11 protein-coding genes are annotated in these 17,939 nt (G+C 72.6%); 1 reads left to right on the forward strand and 10 read right to left on the reverse strand.

Translation table 11 applies throughout. The annotated features are described in order from the left end of the window. Nucleotides 1–93: 93 nt before the first annotated feature. From AC0680_RS09220 to AC0680_RS09265, 10 genes are all read right to left on the reverse strand, one after another. Entirely contained in the window at nucleotides 94–1,803 is a 1,710-nt protein-coding gene (locus AC0680_RS09220; protein ID WP_478626247.1) for a proline--tRNA ligase, read from the reverse strand. A gap of 533 nt (nucleotides 1,804–2,336) precedes the next feature. Further along, a complete protein-coding gene (locus tag AC0680_RS09225) occupies nucleotides 2,337–2,870 on the reverse strand; it encodes a GNAT family N-acetyltransferase (protein WP_478626249.1) in 534 nt (177 codons plus the stop codon). Nucleotides 2,871–2,916: 46 nt separating this feature from the next. Further along, on the reverse strand, nucleotides 2,917–3,762 hold the full coding sequence (locus tag AC0680_RS09230; protein WP_478626250.1) for a GNAT family N-acetyltransferase: 846 nt from the start codon (nucleotides 3,760–3,762) through the stop codon (nucleotides 2,917–2,919). 208 nt (nucleotides 3,763–3,970) lie between these two features. After that, nucleotides 3,971–5,128 (reverse strand): flavodoxin-dependent (E)-4-hydroxy-3-methylbut-2-enyl-diphosphate synthase, encoded by a 1,158-nt coding sequence (gene ispG / locus AC0680_RS09235; RefSeq protein ID WP_384492577.1) that lies wholly within the window; start codon nucleotides 5,126–5,128, stop codon nucleotides 3,971–3,973. A 187-nt stretch (nucleotides 5,129–5,315) separates the two neighbouring features. Continuing rightward, nucleotides 5,316–6,617: a M50 family metallopeptidase gene (locus tag AC0680_RS09240; RefSeq protein WP_478626252.1), complete on the reverse strand. Its 1,302-nt coding sequence runs from the start codon at nucleotides 6,615–6,617 to the stop codon at nucleotides 5,316–5,318. After that, a complete protein-coding gene (gene dxr, locus AC0680_RS09245) occupies nucleotides 6,614–7,879 on the reverse strand; it encodes a 1-deoxy-D-xylulose-5-phosphate reductoisomerase (protein ID WP_478626254.1) in 1,266 nt (421 codons plus the stop codon). The genes AC0680_RS09240 and dxr overlap by 4 nt, the downstream gene beginning before the upstream one ends. Before the next feature lie 101 nt (nucleotides 7,880–7,980). Further along, nucleotides 7,981–9,900 carry an acyl-CoA dehydrogenase family protein gene (locus AC0680_RS09250; protein ID WP_478626256.1) on the reverse strand — a complete coding sequence of 640 codons (1,920 nt, stop codon included), beginning with the start codon at nucleotides 9,898–9,900 and terminating at the stop codon, nucleotides 7,981–7,983. A 503-nt stretch (nucleotides 9,901–10,403) separates the two neighbouring features. Further along, nucleotides 10,404–11,864, reverse strand: a complete 1,461-nt coding sequence (locus AC0680_RS09255; RefSeq protein ID WP_384492598.1) for an aldehyde dehydrogenase family protein — start codon at nucleotides 11,862–11,864, stop codon at nucleotides 10,404–10,406. 192 nt (nucleotides 11,865–12,056) lie between these two features. Next, nucleotides 12,057–13,718 (reverse strand): PucR family transcriptional regulator, encoded by a 1,662-nt coding sequence (locus AC0680_RS09260; RefSeq protein WP_478626257.1) that lies wholly within the window; start codon nucleotides 13,716–13,718, stop codon nucleotides 12,057–12,059. A 201-nt stretch (nucleotides 13,719–13,919) separates the two neighbouring features. Beyond that, nucleotides 13,920–16,133, reverse strand: a complete 2,214-nt coding sequence (locus tag AC0680_RS09265; RefSeq protein WP_478626258.1) for a type IV secretory system conjugative DNA transfer family protein — start codon at nucleotides 16,131–16,133, stop codon at nucleotides 13,920–13,922. A gap of 279 nt (nucleotides 16,134–16,412) precedes the next feature. Here AC0680_RS09265 and gabT point away from each other — a divergent pair, with 279 nt between their 5' ends. After that, nucleotides 16,413–17,762: a 4-aminobutyrate--2-oxoglutarate transaminase gene (gabT, locus tag AC0680_RS09270; protein WP_478626260.1), complete on the forward strand. Its 1,350-nt coding sequence runs from the start codon at nucleotides 16,413–16,415 to the stop codon at nucleotides 17,760–17,762. Nucleotides 17,763–17,939: the final 177 nt, after the last annotated feature.

A 17,939-nucleotide genomic window follows, 5' to 3' on the forward strand; every position in this document is an offset into this window, starting at 1 on the left:
TCGCCCCTGGGTGGGGACTCATGGCCACCGTGATCCCTACCTCGTCCCTCGCCCCCCCCCCCCCCCCCCCCCCCCCCCCCCCCCCACGCGACGTCAGGCGCCGAGCCGGGCGACGGCCTCCTCGACCGTCAGCTCCTCGCGCTCGCCGGTGCGGCGGTCCTTGACCTCGACGACGCCCTCGCCGGCGCGGCGACCGGCGACCACGATGGTCGGCACGCCCAGCAGCTCGGCGTCGGTGAACTTCACGCCCGGCGAGACGCCCGGGCGGTCGTCGACCAGCACCCGCAGGCCCGCGGCGCCGAGCCGCTCGCCGACCTCCAGCGCCAGCTCGGTCTGCTTGGCCTTGCCCGCCGCGACGACGTGCACATCGGCCGGCGCGACCTCGCGCGGCCAGCACAGGCCCTTGTCGTCGTGGGTCTGCTCGGCCAGCGCGGCCACCGCGCGGGAGACCCCGATGCCGTAGGAGCCCATGGTGACCCGCGCCGGCTTGCCGTTCTGGCCGAGGACGTCGAGTTCGAAGGCGTCCGCGTACTTGCGGCCGAGCTGGAAGATGTGCCCGATCTCGATGGCACGGTCGATGCGCAGGCCGGCGCCGCACTTCGGGCAGGGGTCGCCGGGCTCGACGACGACCACGTCGAGGTACTCGTCGACCTCGAAGTCACGGCCCACGACGACGTTGCGGGCGTGCTTGCCCTCCTTGTTGGCGCCGGTGACCCAGGCGGTGCCGGGGGCGATGCGGGGGTCGGCGACGTACTTGAACGCCTTGCCGGCCAGGCCCTGCGGGCCGACATAGCCGCGGACCAGCTCGGGGTGCTCCACGAAGTCCTCGGCGGTGACCAGCTCGACGACGGCCGGGGCGAGGTGCTCGCCGAGCTTGCCCATGTCGACCTCGCGGTCGCCGGGGACGCCCACCGCGACGATCTCGCCGTCGACCTTGACCAGCAGGTTCTTCAGCGTCGCGGAGGCCGGTACGTCGAGGAACTCGGCGAGCGTCTCGATGGTCGGGGTGTCGGGGGTGTCGAGCTCCTCGACGGGGCCGTGGCCCGAGCCGTCGACCGGGGCGACCTTGACCGTCACGGCCTCGGTGTTGGCGGCGTAGTCGCACGACGGGCAGTCGACGAAGGTGTCCTCACCGGCCGCGGCGGGCGCCAGGAACTCCTCGGAGGCGGAGCCGCCCATCGCGCCGGAGACGGCGGAGACGATGCGGTAGTCGAGGCCCAGGCGCTCGAAGATCTTCTGGTAGGCCTGGCGGTGCAGCGCGTAGGACTGCTCCAGGCCCTCGTCGGTGGTGTCGAAGCTGTACGAGTCCTTCATGTGGAACTCGCGGCCGCGCAGCACACCGGAGCGGGGACGGGCCTCGTCGCGGTACTTGATCTGGATCTGGTAGAGGATCACCGGCAGGTCCTTGTAGGACGTGCACTGGTCCTTGACCGTGAGGGTGAAGATCTCCTCGTGGGTGGGACCGAGGAGGTAGTCGGCGCCCTTGCGGTCCTTGAGGCGGAAGAGCAGGTCGCCGTACTCCTCCCAGCGGCCGCTGATCTCGTAGGGCTCCTTGGGCAGCAGGGCCGGCAGCAGGACCTCCTGGCCGCCGATCGCGTCCATCTCCTCGCGCACGACGCGGGAGACGTTCTCCAGGACCTTCATGCCCAGCGGCAGCCACGTCCAGATGCCGGCGGAGGAGCGGCGGACGTACCCGGCGCGGACGAGCAGCTTGTGGCTGGCGGTCTCGGCGTCGGCCGGGTCGTCGCGCAGTGTCTTGATCATCAAGCGGGACATGCGCTGGACCTGTGCGGCGTTGGCCATGGGAGTTTCTCCTGCGTAAGAAAGGTGACTCCCTGGAGGTTAGCCGTAGGGGTGTGCCGCGCGGAAATGCATACCGCTGCGCTTGGCCGGCTTCCCACGTTGTCGGCTGCGGCGCCGTGGTGCCGTCTCGCTGCTTCGCCTGCGGCGGGCGGTTGTTTGTCGGGTGCGGCCCCGTGGTGCCGTCCCGCCGTTTCGCCTGCGGCGGGCGTGGTGTTTTCGGGTGCGGCCCCCTGGTGCCGTCCCGCCGTTTCGCCTGCGGCGGGCGTGGTGTTTTCGGGTGCGGTGACAGCCCTACGGACTCCGTCCTACGGTCTGTCCCCTCCCGTGGGTGGGTGGAAAGAGCGGTCGGTGGGGGAGGGCCCCGTCCGTCGACTTCCTGCACACGAACGCTGACGTTCACCCCCACGGTTTTTTCCCACCCGTCACCGCCACCCGAAAGCCCCGCGCAGCGGCACCGCCCGCCGCAGGCGCAACGGCGAGACGCCCCCACGGCGGGCCAGCCGACAACGTGGGAAGCAGCCCAGGCGCAGCCGCTAACGCTTCAGCGGCAGCGTGGCCCCCATCACCGCGTAGGGCGTGGGCGCGCTGGGGAACAGCACCCGGCGGGCGATGTCCCGATAGCCGAGCGAGCGGTACAGGCCGCGCGCCGGGCTCTCGACGTCGATGGCGGAGAGGATGGAGCGCGGCTCGCTCGCCTCGTCGGTGATACGGGTGATCAGCGCCCGCCCGATGCCGCGGCCCTGGTAGGCGGGGTGGACGTGCAGCTCGGTGATGGTGAAGGAGTCGTCGAGCCAGTGGTCGAGGCGCACGGCGCGCAGATACGGCTCGACGACCGTGGACCACCAGTGGGCGCGGTCGTTGGGCATGCCGTAGACGAAGCCGACGAGCCGGCCGGCGGGGGTGGTGGCGCCGAGGGCGCGGGCGCCGGCGCAGCCGAGGTGGCGCAGCACGATGTGCCGGCGCACGGCGATCTCCTCGTCGCTCAGTCCGAAGGCGAGCGCCTGGACGGCGAGCGCGTCGTCCACACGGGCAGCGAGATCGAGGGGGCCGACCGCGACGTCATCCATGGTCGGAGCGTACAAGGCCACGGCCCGTTCCGTACGCTCCCGGCGGTCAGAACAGCACGCTCATGAACGCCCCGACCTCTTCGAAGCCCACCCGGCGGTAGGAGGCGCGAGCGGCGGTGTTGAAGTCATTGACGTAGAGGCTGACGACGGGGGCGACGTCGCTGAGGGCGTAGCGCAGCACGGCCGCCATGCCGGTCTCCGACAGGCCCTTGCCACGGTGGGCGGGGTCGACCCAGACGCCCTGGATCTGGCAGGCCCGCTGGGTGGCGGCGCCGATCTCGGCCTTGAAGATGACCTTGCCGTCCTCGATCCGGGCGAAGGAGCGGCCGGATCCGACGAGTTCGGCGACCCGGGCCTGGTAGAGCAGCCCGCCGTCGCCGGCCATCGGGGAGATGCCGACCTCCTCGGTGAACATGGCCACGCACGCCGGCATAATCAAGTCCATCTCGTCCTTGCGGATCCGGCGGACGTAGGGGTCGGGGGCGATCTCGGTGGCCGGCGAGGTGGTGACCATCAGGGGCTGGTGGGCGCGGATCTCGCGGGCCGGTCCCCAGTGCGGCTCCAGCAGCGACCACAGCTCGGCGGTGGGGCCGGCCGGGCCGACGATCGACGAGCAGCGGCGGCCCTGGCGGCGGGCGCGCTCGGCGAAGCCGCGGACGGCCTCGGAGGTCGCGCAGACGGGGACGAGGTTGGCGCCGGCGTAGCAGAGCGATTCCAGGCGGCCGCCGACGTACCAGCCCCACATCTCGCCGCCCAGCCGCCAGGGGTCGAGGCCGGCGATCTGCACGCGGGCGGCGACGAAGGCGTTGGCGACCGGGTCGCGGTCGAGCACCGCGAGCGCGTCATCGAGCTCCCCGGGCTCGAGGACCTTGATGGTCGTGGTCGTCAGCACGTGTCGGAATGCCTCACCGTTACGGGGCCTGGGAGGCCAGGCGGGAGCAGGTCTTGGCACTTTACCTCCCTGCGCGCGGGAGCACCCGGCCCCGGGCGGGACGGGCGACGCGGGGCGGTTCGTGGCACGGCACCGGCCGGCCCGGACACGGCGTGAGCCCCGCTGCCCGGGCGGGCGGCGGGGCTCTGCGGTGGTGCGGCGGCGCGGATCAGCCGGCGACGGCCACGGTCGGCTCGCCGGAGGCGATGCCGTCCTTCTCCATCTGCTCGGCGATCTTCATGGCCTCTTCGATGAGGGTCTCGACGATCTTCGACTCGGGGACGGTCTTGATGACCTCGCCCTTGACGAAGATCTGGCCCTTGCCGTTGCCGGAGGCGACGCCGAGGTCGGCCTCGCGGGCCTCGCCGGGGCCGTTGACGACGCAGCCCATGACGGCGACCCGCAGCGGCACCTCCATGCCCTCCAGGCCGGCGGTGACCTCGTCGGCGAGCTTGTAGACGTCGACCTGGGCGCGGCCGCAGGACGGGCAGGAGACGATCTCCAGCCGGCGCTGGCGGAGGTTGAGCGACTCCAGGATGGAGATGCCGACCTTGACCTCCTCGGCGGGCGGCGCGGACAGCGAGACGCGGATGGTGTCGCCGATGCCCTCGCTGAGCAGCGCGCCGAAGGCGACCGCGGACTTGATGGTGCCCTGGAAGGCGGGGCCGGCCTCGGTGACGCCGAGGTGCAGGGGGTAGTCGCACTGGGCGGCGAGCTGGCGGTAGGCGTTGACCATCACGACGGGGTCGTTGTGCTTGACCGAGATCTTGATGTCGCGGAAGCCGTGCTCCTCGAAGAGGGACGCCTCCCACAGCGCGGACTCCACCAGCGCCTCGGGGGTCGCCTTGCCGTACTTCTGCAGCAGGCGGCGGTCGAGCGAGCCGGCGTTGACGCCGATCCGGATGGGGGTGCCGGCGTCGCCGGCCGCCTTGGCGATCTCCTTGACCTTGTCGTCGAACTGCTTGATGTTGCCGGGGTTGACGCGGACCGCGGCGCAGCCGGCGTCGATGGCGGCGAAGACGTACTTCGGCTGGAAATGGATGTCCGCGATGACCGGAATCTGGGACTTCCGGGCGATCACCGGCAGCGCGTCGGCGTCGTCCTGGGTCGGGCAGGCGACCCGTACGATCTGGCAGCCGGAGGCCGTCAGCTCGGCGATCTGCTGGAGCGTCGCACCGATGTCGGACGTCCGCGTCGTCGTCATCGACTGCACCGAGACCGGTGCGTCCCCGCCCACGGCGACCGGACCGACGTGGATCTTCCGGCTGACACGGCGGTCGGCCAGCTTGGTCGGTACGTCCGGCATTCCCAGTGAAATGGCAGTCATCTGGCGAGCAACCCCAAGGTATGGATCAAGGTCCCGAATCGGCGGGCTCCGGTCTTCGAGGTTACGGCACAAGGGTTGCGGGAGGCACATCGCTCCCCTGAGGCCCCCCGAAAGGGGACGGTCGGGCGCCTCCAAACGCCGCGGAGGAGCCCGACCGTCGCCAAACCCGTGTTCCGGCCAATCGCCGTCAGGTCAGTTTCACGGGATTCACCACGTCCGCGACGAGCACCAGCAGCGTGAAGCAGATGAAGATCCCGGCGACCACGTAGGCCACCGGCATCAGCTTGGCGACGTCGAACGGACCGGGGTCCGGCCGCCGGACGATCTTGGCGAAGGCCCGGCGGATCGACTCCCACACGGCGCCGGCGATGTGGCCGCCGTCCAGCGGCAGCAGCGGCAGCATGTTGAACAGGAACAGCGAGAGGTTGAAGCCGGCGACCAGGAAGAGCATGGTCGCCACCCGCTGCTCCGGCGGGATGTCCAGCGAGAAGACCTCGCCGCCGACCCGGGCCGCGCCGACCACGCCCATCGGGGAGTCCTGCTTGCGCTCGCCGCCGTTGAAGGCCGCGTCCCACAGGTCCGGGACCTTCGACGGCAGGTTGACCAGCGAGGAGACGCCCTGCTCGACCATGTTGCCCATGCGGTCCACGGACTGGCCGAAGCTCTGCGGGACGACGCCGCTGGCCGGGGTGAAGCCGAGGAAGCCGGCGGTGACGAACTCGCCGGGGACGTAGCCGCCGTGCCCGTCGGTCTTGGCGACCTTGTTCTCGATCAGATCGGCGTGCAGGGTCTTGCGGACGCCGTGCCGCTCGACGACCAGCGTCGCGGGCCCGGTGGTGTCGCGGATCTGCTGCTGCAGGGTGCCCCAGTCCGGGACGGCGTTGCCGTTGAACGAGACGATCTTGTCGCCGGCGCGCAGGCCCGCGGCCTTGGCCGGCGAGTCCTTGGCGCCCGTGGGGCACTTGTCGGTCTTGGCGGCGGCCGAGATCACACACTCCGAGACGGAGCCGACCTGGGTGGTCTGGGTGTTGATGCCGAAGCCCATCAGCACGCTCATGAAGATCACGACCGCGAGGACCAGGTTCATGAACGGCCCGGCGAACATCACGATGACGCGCTTCCAGGGCTTGCGCGTGTAGAAGAGCCGCTTCTCGTCGCCGGGCTGCAGCTCCTCGAAGGCCGCCGAGCGGGCGTCCTCGATCATCCCGCGGAACGGCGAGGTGGAGCGGGCCTGCAGCTTCCCGTCGTCCCCGGGCGGGAACATCCCGATCATGCGGATGTAGCCGCCGAGCGGGATGGCCTTGATGCCGTACTCGGTGTCGCCCTTCTTGCGGGAGAAGAGCGTCGGCCCGAAGCCCACCATGTACTGCGGCACGCGGATACCGAACATCTTGGCCGTGGAGAGATGGCCGAGTTCGTGCCAGGCGATGGAGAACAGCAGGCCGACGACGAAGACGACTATGCCGAGAATGGTCATCCAGGTCGTCATGCGCGAGCCTCCGAAGGTGTCCGTGCCGCACGGGCGGCCAGTTCGCGGGCGCGGGCGCGCGCCCAGGTCTCCGCCTCCAGGACGTCCGCCACGCTCAGGGAGGTTCCCCTGGACGGCGTCCCGTGCTCGGCGACCACTTCAGCGACGGTATCCACAATCCCTGTGAACGGCAGCCCGCCCTTGAGGAACGCATCCACGCACTCCTCGTTCGCCGCGTTGAAGACGGCCGGGGCGGTGCCGCCCAGATCACCGACGTGGCAGGCCAGCGGGACGGACGGGAAGGCCGCCTCGTCGAGCGGGAAGAACTCCCAGGTCTGCGCCTTCGTCCAGTCCACGCCCGGGGCGGCGTCCGGGACCCGCTCGGGCCAGCCGATGCCCAGCGCGATCGGCATCCGCATGTCGGGCGGGCTGGCCTGGGCGAGCGTGGAGCCGTCGGTGAACTCCACCATCGAGTGGATGTAGGACTGCGGGTGGACGACGACCTCGATGCGGTCGAAGGGGACGTCGAAGAGCAGATGCGCCTCGATGACCTCCAGGCCCTTGTTGACGAGGGTCGCGGAGTTGATGGTGACGACCGGGCCCATGGACCAGGTGGGGTGGGCCAGCGCCTGCTCGGGCGTGACCTCGGCCAGCTCGCGCTTGGTACGGCCGCGGAACGGGCCGCCGGAGGCGGTGACGACGAGCTTGCGGACCTCGGCGCGGTCGCCGCCGGTCAGCGCCTGGAAGAGCGCGGAGTGCTCGGAGTCGACGGGGATGATCTGGCCGGGCCGGGCGATCGCCTTGACCAGCGGTCCGCCGACGATCAGCGACTCCTTGTTGGCCAGCGCCAGTACCCGGCCCGCCTTCAGGGCGGCCAGGGTCGGGGCGAGGCCGATGGAGCCCGTGATGCCGTTGAGGACGGTGTGGCAGGGGGAGGCCGCCAGCTCGGTGGCCGCGTCGGGGCCGGCCAGGATCTCCGGCAGCGGCTCGCCCGCGCCGTACCGGTCGGCCAGCGCCGCGCGCAGCGCGGGCACCGCGTCCTGACGCGCCACCGCGACGGTGGACACCCGCAGCCGGTGCGCCTGCTCGGCGAGCAGCTCGGTCCGGCCGCCGGCGGCCGAGAGCGCCGTCACCCGGAAGCGGTCGGGGTTGCGCAGCACGATGTCGATCGCCTGGGTGCCGATCGAGCCGGTCGAGCCGAGGATCACGATCCGGCGCGGGCCGTCGGGGTCGCCGGCGGCCGGCTCGAAGCGCAGGAGCGGATGGGCGAGGGAGTCCGTCATGTGGTCCATTGTGGCCGGTCGCCGGGGTGCCGTGGACACCTGGCCGCACAAGTGCGGGGCCCGCCCGGCGGATCTTCGCGGACGGGCCCCGGCGGGGTGGCTCAGCCCAGGGGGCGGCGGACGTTGTCGGTCCGGCTCGGGCCCGGGGTGGCGTCGGCGATCCAGGGGCCGTCGCCGCTGGGATCGATGACGCCCTCCTCCAGCCAGCTGTAGCTGCCGTCGAGGACTCCCGAGACGACCTTGCGGTCGAGTTCGTCGGTGTTCGTCCACAGCCGGCCGAACAGCTCCTCGACGCGGATGCGGGCCTGCCGGCAGAACACGTCGGCCAGCTGCTGGGCCTCGCGGCCGTGTTCGCCGGTCTCGCGCAGGTGCTCGGCGCGTACGCAGGCGGCGCTCATCGCGAAGAGTTCGGCGCCGATGTCGACGATCCGGCCGAGGAAGCCCTGCTTGGTCTCCATCCGGCCCTGCCAGCGCGACATCGCGTAGAAGGTGGAGCGGGCGAGCTTGCGGGAGGTCCGCTCGACATACCGCAGATGCTCCGCGAGACGCCCGAACTCCTGGTAGGTGCGCGGGAGTTGGCCGGGTCCGGCGACGAGCCTGGGCAGCCAGCGGGCGTAGAATCCGCCGGCCCTGGCCGCCGCCCGGCCCTTGTCGGCGAGGGACTTGTCGGGGTCGATGAGGTCGCCGGCGACGGACAGGTGCGCGTCCACCGCCTCCCGGGCGATCAGCAGATGCATGATCTCCGTGGAGCCCTCGAAGATCCGGTTGATGCGCATGTCGCGCAGCATCTGCTCGGCCGGAACGGCGCGTTCACCGCGGGCGGCGAGCGAGTCGGCGGTCTCGAAGCCGCGGCCGCCGCGGATCTGGACCAGCTCGTCGGCCATCAGCCAGCCCATCTCGGAGCCGTAGAGCTTGGCGAGCGCGGCCTCGATGCGGATGTCGTTGCGGTTCTCGTCGGCCATCTGGGAGGAGAGGTCGACGACCGCTTCGAGGGCGAAGGTGGTCGCGGCGATGAAGGAGATCTTGGCGCCGACGGCCTCGTGCTTGGCGATCGGCCGGCCCCACTGCTCACGGGCCGCGGACCACTCCCGGGCGATCTTCAGACACCACTTGCCGGAGCCCACGCACATCGCGGGCAGCGAGAGCCGTCCGGTGTTCAGGGTGGTCAGGGCGATCTTCAGGCCGGCGCCCTCGGGGCCGATGCGGTTCGCGGCGGGGACCCGTACCCGGTGGAAGCGGGTCACGCCGTTCTCCAGACCGCGCAGCCCCATGAAGGCGTTGCGGTTCTCGACCGTGATGCCGGGCGAGTCGGCCTCGACGACGAAGGCGGTGATACCGCCCTTGTGCCCCTCGGAGGCGGGCACCCGCGCCATCACCACCAGCAGGTCGGCGACCACGCCGTTGGTGGTCCACAGCTTCACGCCGTCGAGCACGTAGTCCTCGCCGTCCGGCACGGCCATCGTCGCCAGGCGGGCCGGGTCCGAGCCGACGTCGGGCTCGGTCAGCAGGAACGCCGAGATGTCCGTACGGGCCAGCCGCGGCAGGAAGGTCTCCTTCTGCTGCTGGGTGCCGAACAGCTTCAGCGGCTGCGGTACGCCGATCGACTGATGCGCGGACAGCAGCGCGCCGATGGCGGGGCTGGCGGTGCCGACCAGCGACAGGGCCCGGTTGTAGTACACCTGGGTGAGCCCGAGGCCGCCGTACTTCGGGTCGATCTTCATGCCGAGCGCGCCGAGCGCCTTGAGCCCCGCGACCGTCTCGTCCGGGATCCGCCCCTCGCGTTCGATCCGTGCGCCGTCGACCTGTGTCTCGCAGAAGTCCCGCAGTGTGGCGAGGAACTTCTCGCCGCGGCGCACGTCGTCGGCCGCGGGGGTGGGGTGCGGATGGATGAGGTCGAGCCGGAAGCGCCCCAGGAACAGTTCCTTGGCGAAGCTGGGCTTGCGCCAGTCCTGCTCGCGGGCCGCCTCGGCGACCTGGCGTGCTTCGCGCTCGGAAACGTTGCGGATGGATGGAGCGGTCATCAGGAGCTCACCTCGCCGCGGGGTCGGCAGTTCTGCGCCGGCGGGCCGGTCGGCCGCTGGACAGCGCTACTTGTGAGAGTTACCCGATCCGCGCGGGTTGCACCACTGGAGGTACGGGAGGGAGCGGGGCCGACGGTGGGTCCCGGCCATGCGGCACCTGCGGCCCGATGTGATCCGGAACCGGCCCGGCCGCATCAGCCCTTCGGGGGGTGCGGCATACCGCGCTGGTCGTACCTGCGCGGGCGCCTCCTCCCCCAGGCACACCCGCGACTCCGCCTCCGACACGAGGCGACCGGCAGGCCCGCGCCGTACGGTCGAGATCCGGCACGACGGGGGTGCGGACGCCGGGTGAACGGGGGACGCGGCGCGCTCCGGAAACAGGGTGCCGGAGCGCGCCGCGTCGAGGGCCGGCGCCGGGGGGTGCGCCGGCCGGGGTCCGGACGGTGATACGGCCCAAGGCACGGCCGTCGCTGTCCACCGGTCCGGACCGGGTCGGGAGAGGGTCAGAGGGGCAGTCCGGTGAGGACCAGGACCCGCTCGTAGGTGTAGTCGTCCATCGCGAAGCGCACGCCCTCGCGGCCCACGCCGGACTGCTTGACGCCGCCGTACGGCATCTGGTCGGCGCGGTAGGACGGCACGTCGCCGATGACCACACCGCCGACCTCCAGCGCGCGGTGGGCGCGGAAGGCGGTCTGGGTGTCATGGGTGAAGACACCGGCCTGCAGGCCGAACTTGGAGTCGTTGACGGCCGCGAACGCCTCGTCCACGCCGTCGACCTTGGTGAGGGTGAGCACCGGGCCGAAGACCTCCTCGCAGGCGAGGGTGGCGTCGGCGGGCACGTCCGCGAGGACGGTCGGCGCGTAGGAGGCGCCGTCGCGCTTGCCGCCGGCGAGCAGCTTCGCACCGCGCTCGACGGCCTCGTCCACCCAGGACTCGACGCGCTTGGCCGCGTCCTCGTTCACCAGCGGGCCGACCTCGGTCGCGTCGTCCGACGGGTCGCCGGTGACCTGCGCCTCGACGGCCGCCACGATCTTCGGCACGAGCCGGTCGTACACCGACGCGTCGGCGATGACTCGCTGGACCGAGATGCAGGACTGCCCGCCCTGGTAGTTGGAGAAGACGGCGATCCGCTGCGCCGCCCAGTCCAGGTCCGCCTCGGAGGACCAGTCGGGCAGCACGACGGCCGCGCCGTTGCCGCCGAGCTCCAGGGTGCAGTGCTTGCGCGGCACCGAGTCCAGGATCGCGTAGCCGACCTTCTCGGAGCCGGTGAAGGAGACGACGGGCAGCCGCTCGTCCTGCACCAGCGCCGGCATCCGGTCGTTGGGCACCGGCAGGATCGACCAGGAACCGGCCGGCAGGTCGGTCTCGGCCAGCAGCTCACCGAGGATCAGGCCGGAGAGCGGGGTGGCCGGGGCCGGCTTGAGGATGATCGGGGCGCCGGCCGCGATGGCCGGGGCGACCTTGTGGGCGCAGAGGTTCAGCGGGAAGTTGAACGGCGCGATGCCCAGGACCGTGCCGCGCGGGAAGCGGCGGGTCAGCGCGAGCCGGCCGGCGCCGCCCGCGTCGGTGTCCAGACGCTGGGCCTCGCCGCCGTTGAAACGGCGGGCCTCCTCGGCCGCGAAGCGGAACACCGACACCGCCCGGCCGACCTCGCCGCGGGCCCACTTCATGGGCTTGCCGTTCTCGGCGGAGATCAGCCGGGCGATCTCCTCCGTACGCTCCACCAGCCGGCGCTGCACATGGTCCAGGGCGGCGGCCCGGACGTGCGCGGGGGTCGCCGCGAACTCGTCCTGGACCGCGACGGAGGCGGCGACGGCCTCCTCGACCTGGGCCTCGGTGGGAACGCTCACCGTGCCCACGAGACGCCCGTCCCAGGGGGAGGTGACATCGAAGGTGGCCTCGCCGGTGGCCTCGCGGCCGGCGAGCCAGAAGGCGGTGGGGGCTGCATCAGTGGGGATCGGCACAGTGGAACCCGGCCCTTCAGAAGTGGTGAGTGGTGCGCATCGCTCGGGGAGCGGCTCCGCGGTTGTGGGTCTGCCCCCACGGTAGGGGTGCGGCGGCGCCATGGCGTTTGTCCGAAGCGTAGAAATCAGCGGGTGTGTCTCTCCGCCGTGGAGCGGGCGCCGGCCCGGATTCCCCGTGCCGGCGGTCGGATCTCACTCCCCCTTGGGCGCCGAGGTCGCCTTCAGGGCCAGCCACAGCTCCATCCGTACGTCCGCGTCGTCCAGCGAGCGCCCCAGGATCTCCTCCACCCGCCGCATCCGATAGCGCAGCGTGTGCCGGTGTACGCCCAGGTCGGCGGCGGCCGCGTCCCACTGGCCGTGCCGGGCCAGCCAGGCGCGCAGCGACTCCACCAGGTCGCCGCGGCCGGTCGCGTCGTGCTCGCGCAGCGCCCGCAGCAGCCCGTCCGCGAACGCCCGCACCGCGTCGTCGGCGAGCAGCGGCAGCACCGATCCCGCCGCCACGTCCTCGTGCTCGACCAGCGCGCGCCCGCGCCGCCGGGCCACCGACAGCGCCTGCTCGGCCTGCCGGTAGGCGTTCGCGGCGGCCATCGGGCCGGTCGGCGCGGACAGTCCGACGGCCACACCGGCCCCGCCGTGCGCCGCCTCGCCCCGCCCCGGCCGCCCGGAGGGACGCGCCTGCGCACCGGTCCGGGCCTCGGCCTCGGCCTCGGCCGCGTAGGCGGCGCAGGCGTCGGCGGCCGCCCCGCCGTCCGCGACCAGCACGATCAGCCGGCCGCCGTCCGGGACGGCGAGCACCGCCTCACCGGTACGGGCGGCCGCGGAGTCCATCGCGTCGGCGAGCGCGTCCAGCACCGAGGCGGAACCGGCCGCCGCGCCCGCGCCCGGCGGCGACGGCTGGTCGTCGGCGGCCACCGGCTCGGCGACCACCATCCGGAACGGGGCGTCCAGCAGCCCTCCGTAGAGCCGCCCCGCGACCGCCCGCGCATGGTCCGGCTCCCCCGCCAGCAGCATCTTGAGCACCGCGGCGCCCAGCCGCTGCTCGGCGTCCTGCAGTGCCCGGGACCGCTCGGTGGTCAGCGTCAGCAGCGCGACCGCGGAGTGCACGGCGTAGCGCTCGGCCGTCCCCAGCGGCGCGCCGGTCCCCACCGCGAGCACCCCGCGGGCCCGGCGCCCGCTCCCCAGTGACTGCAGCTCCACCCGGTCGTCGCCGTCGGTGTCGCTGACCACCGAGCTGGCGGGCGCGGGCCGCCCCCGCAGCCGCGCCACGTCGTCGGTGAGGCGGGCCGCGCGCCGCGCCGCCCAGTCCGGGGCGGCGGCCACCACCGCCCCCGACGCGTCGTACAGCGCGGCCCAGCCGTTCAGGTGCGCGGCGAGCCGGGCCAGCAGGTCGGCCGGCCCCTCCGCGCCGAGCGCCGCCCGGGTCAGCTCCCGCTGCGCCTCGAAACCCGCCGTGACCGCGCGGTACTGGTCCGCGGCGACCGCGGCCGACACCGCCTTGCTGATCGCGATGAACGGCGTCCTGCGGGGCACCCCCAGCAGCGGCAGCCCCTGCTCGCGCGCCGCCTCGACCAGCGGCTGGGGAACCCCCTCGTAATTCACCCCGACCGCGAAGCCCAGCCCGACCACACCGGCCTGTGCGACCCGCCGCACATACGCCCGGGTCGCCTCCGCGTCCTCCGCGTCCAACTTGAGCGCGGTGATCAGCAGCAGCTCCCCGCCCTCCATGTACGGCACCGGATCGATCAGCTCACTGGCGTGCGCCCAGCGCACCGGGACGTCCAGCCGCTCCTCGCCCGCGAGCACGGTCAGCTTGAGCGCGGTGTGGTTGACCAGGGAAGCGAGGGTGTGCGGCATAAGACCTTCGATGGCATCGACAACGGCGGCCGACGACCGGGCGACGACCGATGGTTTGCACCGCCCCGTATGAACGGCCCGTGTCGATTCTGCCTCAGCGGAGGAATCCGGGTACCCCTCCACCGTGGACAGAGCCGGCCGATGATCGGGAAAACGCCGCCCGGCATCGGGGGAGGAAGGGGGTGGGGGTGGGGGTGGGGGTCAGGAGCGGAGGTCTACTAGGACGGGTGGGGCGTGCTCCCCCGCCACCGACGTCACCGACAGCACCGCGTGCCCGGCCGGGACGGAGTTGGCGAGGTCGGAGGCCGACCAGCGTTCGCGTTCCACGGTGCGTACGGTGACGGCCTTGGCGGTGGCGGCCTTGCCGGTGACCAGGTGGCGAACGACGTGGAAGGTCTTCATCGCGGCGCCTTCGGCGATGATCTGGCGGTCCGTGACGTCACGGGTCTCCACCCATTCCTTGCCCCAGACCTCGGCGAAGCGCGCGCCGTCCCAGGTCGTCACGCCCGCGAACGCCATCCGGCAGCCGACGGCACCGAGCAGCGTGCCGCGCAGCGCGTCGCGGACGTCGTCCAGGGAGCGCAGCGTCAGCACCACCCCGGCGTTCGCCGAGCGCAGCCGCTGCAGTCCGCGCAGCGCCTCGGCGGTGATGGTGTGCGCGGCCTCGTCCAGCACCAGGCAGGCGAACAGCGACCGGTCGGTACGTGCCACCGCGCACTCGGTGAACTGCGCGAGGACGAGACGGGCGAGGATCCGCGAGGCCTCGGCATGGCCGCGTTCGGGCAGTTCGATGCGGACCCGCAGCGGATGGTCGAGGGCACGCAGCGAGACCTGGCGGGTGCGCCCGGTCGGGTCGAAGTGGGCGGCGAAGGCGGGCCGGTCCAGCAGGGCGATGCGGTCGGCGAGCAGGACGGCGAGATCGCCGGCGCGCTGCGACTGGCGGGCCCGGGCGTCCAGTTCGCGCAGCAGGGTGTGGGCGCCGGAGTCCTCCAGGGCGGTACGCAGCGCGGCGATCGCCTCGGGCGCGCCGTCCAGCAGTTCGCGCAGTTCGCACACGGTGGGGAAGCGGTCGTGCGCGGCCCGGAAGGGCCCCAGCAGCTGGGCCAGCACGGTCCCGGCGCGCCGGCTGTCGCCACCGGGCAGCTGCTCGGCGAGGTCGCCCACCAGCGCCTCGGCGAGGATGCCGGCCGCCTCGTCGGGGTCGGTGGTGCCGCCGTAGAGGTCGAGGTCGCACTCGGGGTCCGGGCGACCGACCCGGACCACCACGTCGAACGCGTCGTCAGGACCGAGGTCGGATCCGGCCGGTCCGACCGCGATCACCGCGCACTGCCCGGCCAGCGCCTGCAGGCACATCGACTCCACGACGGGCTTGACGACACGGGTGGTCTTACCGCTGCCGGCGGGCCCGACGGCCAGCAGCGAGGTACCCAGGACATCCGGCTCCAGGGCGCAGCCGACCCCACGGTGCTGATAGGGGTTGCGGGGGTGGTCGGCCGCGGTGCCGATGCGGACCTGGCCGGCGAGCAGGTCGTGGTGCGCGGTCCGGCGGGGCAGATCGCGCTGCCCGGAGGGGTGTGCGCAGGCCGCCGCGCCGTGCCGGAGCACGGTGTCGGTGAAGGAGGCCAGGGAGTTCCTGCCGGACCGCACCGAGCCCCAGGCGCGCTCGATCCGCGCCACGTCCACATCGTTCATCCGGCCGGCACGGATCTCGGCGGCGAGCTTGTCGGCCGCGTCCGGGGCACCGTGGGCGCGCAGTTCGGGCCACTGCGCCGGGTCGGCGGCGGGCTGGGGCGTGGGAGCGGGGGCGGAGGTGCGCAGGCGGCGGACGAGCGGTCCCAGGGTGCGGCGGGCGAGTTCGGGCCAGCGGCCCAGGCGGCCGAAGATCACGGCCAGGAGGGCCACCACGAGCCCGTTGTAGATGTACGCGGCCCAGACGTAGTTCATCTGGTCGCCGCCGGCCTCCCGCCAGGAATCCGGCGTCAGCAGCAGCAACGGCAGGAGCCAGTAGTCGCCGAGGTAGCCGTTCCACAGCAGCGACCACACCAGCCAGCCGCACAGGAACGAGATCACCGCCCCGACGGCCAGCTGCCGTCCGGGGATGCGGTCGGGCTCCTCAGCGGGCCGGGGTCGGTGCCCGTAGGTCCAGATCCCCGGCGCCGCCGCCGGCCGGGCACTGCGCAGCCAGCCCAGCAGCTCCGGCTCGGACGCGGCGGGCCCGGCAGCCGGAGCGGCGGGCGGGACGGCGGGCATGGCCGGAACGCCGGGCGGAGCGCTCGGCGGTGGCGGCGTGCGCGGCGCGGTGGCCGACTCCGCGGGTGGGGCCGCGGGGCGCGGCACCGTGGGTTCGGATCGGTGCGCTCCGCCGGCCGGCTGGTGAGCGGTGTTACGTGCCTCGTGCGTGCCCTCGGTGTCCATCCGGTGCCCTTGTCCCCCTTGAGCCGTGGCCTGGTGCGTGGGCGGGCCGGCTGATGTGTCGGTCGGCGGCCGCCCTGTCATTGTCATGCCCGCGTTCGTGCCCACCGCTGCCCGGCGCGCCGTCGCTCAATCTACTGGCCGCCGTCGCTCGCTATGTCCGGTGCGGACAACGCAACACGCGCACTTCTCCCGAACGGAACATGCCAGACCCGCCCGGCCGCCCCTAACCTGCGAGAACAACACCTCTGTAGCTCACCGTTCCACCCCCAGGAGACTGCCATGACCGAACTGTCCGGAGGCCCCGCCCTCCCCCAGGAGCGTCGCGTCGTCACCGCGATCCCCGGCCCGAAGTCGCAGGAGCTGTGGGCCCGCAAGCAGGCCACTGTGGCCGGTGGTGTCGGGGCCGTGCTGCCCGTCTTCGTCAAGCGCGCGGGCGGCGGCGTCCTGGAGGACGTGGACGGCAACTCCCTGATCGACTTCGGTTCGGGTATCGCGGTGACCTCGGTGGGCAACAGCGCGGAGGCGGTCGTACGCCGGGCCACCGCGCAGCTCGCCGACTTCACCCACACCTGTGCGATGGTGACGCCGTACGAGCCGTACATCGAGGTCTGTGAGCAGCTGGCCGAGCTGACGCCGGGCGACCACGCGAAGAAGTCGGCGCTGTTCAACTCCGGTGCGGAGGCCGTCGAGAACGCCGTCAAGATCGCGCGCGCGTACACCAAGCGGCAGGCCGTGGTCGTCTTCGACCACGGGTACCACGGCCGGACGAACCTCACCATGGCGCTGACCGCCAAGAACATGCCGTACAAGCACGGCTTCGGCCCGTTCGCGCCCGAGGTCTACCGCGTCCCCCTCGCCTACCCCTACCGCTGGCTGACCGGCCCGGAGAACTGCGCGCAGGAGGCCGCCGAGCAGGCCATCTCGCAGATCACCAAGCAGGTCGGCGCGGAGAACGTCGCGGCGATCATCATCGAGCCGGTGCTCGGTGAGGGCGGCTTCATCGAGCCGGCGAAGGGCTTCCTGCCCGCCATCGCCGACTTCGCGAAGGAGAACGGGATCGTCTTCGTCGCCGACGAGATCCAGTCGGGCTTCTGCCGCACGGGCCAGTGGTTCGCGTGCGAGGACGAGGGCATCGTCCCGGACCTGATCACCACGGCGAAGGGCATCGCCGGCGGTCTGCCGCTGGCCGCCGTGACCGGGCGCGCGGAGATGATGGACGCCGCGCACGCGGGCGGTCTGGGCGGTACCTACGGCGGCAACCCGGTGGCCTGCGCCGCGGCGCTCGGCTCGATCGAGACCATGCGCGAGCAGGACCTGAACGCCAAGGCCCGGCGGATCGGCGAGGTCATGAAGGCGCGGCTGACCGCGATGGCCGAGAAGTACGACATCATCGGCGAGGTCCGCGGCCGCGGCGCGATGATCGCGATCGAGCTGGTCAAGTCCGGCTCCAAGGACCCCAACCCGGAGGCCACCGGCGCGCTCGCCAAGGCCTGCCACCAGGAGGGCCTGCTGGTGCTGACGACCGGTACGTATGGCAACGTGCTGCGCTTCCTGCCGCCGCTGGTCATCGGCGAGGACCTGCTCAACGAGGGCCTGGACATCCTCGAGGCGGCGTTCGCCAAGATCTGATCCGCGGCGGGCCCGCACACCGCGCGCGATGCGGCGCGCGGCGCGTACGCCCGCGAGGCGGCGGACCGGACACGGTCCGCCGGACGGTTCCCGGGGGGGGGGGGGGGGGGGGGGGGGGGGGGGGGGGGGGGGGGGGCGTGCTGGCCTCTCTCTGTCGACGAGCAGGATGATAAATGG

It is taken from the genome of Streptomyces sp. NPDC043738, assembly GCF_056436545.1.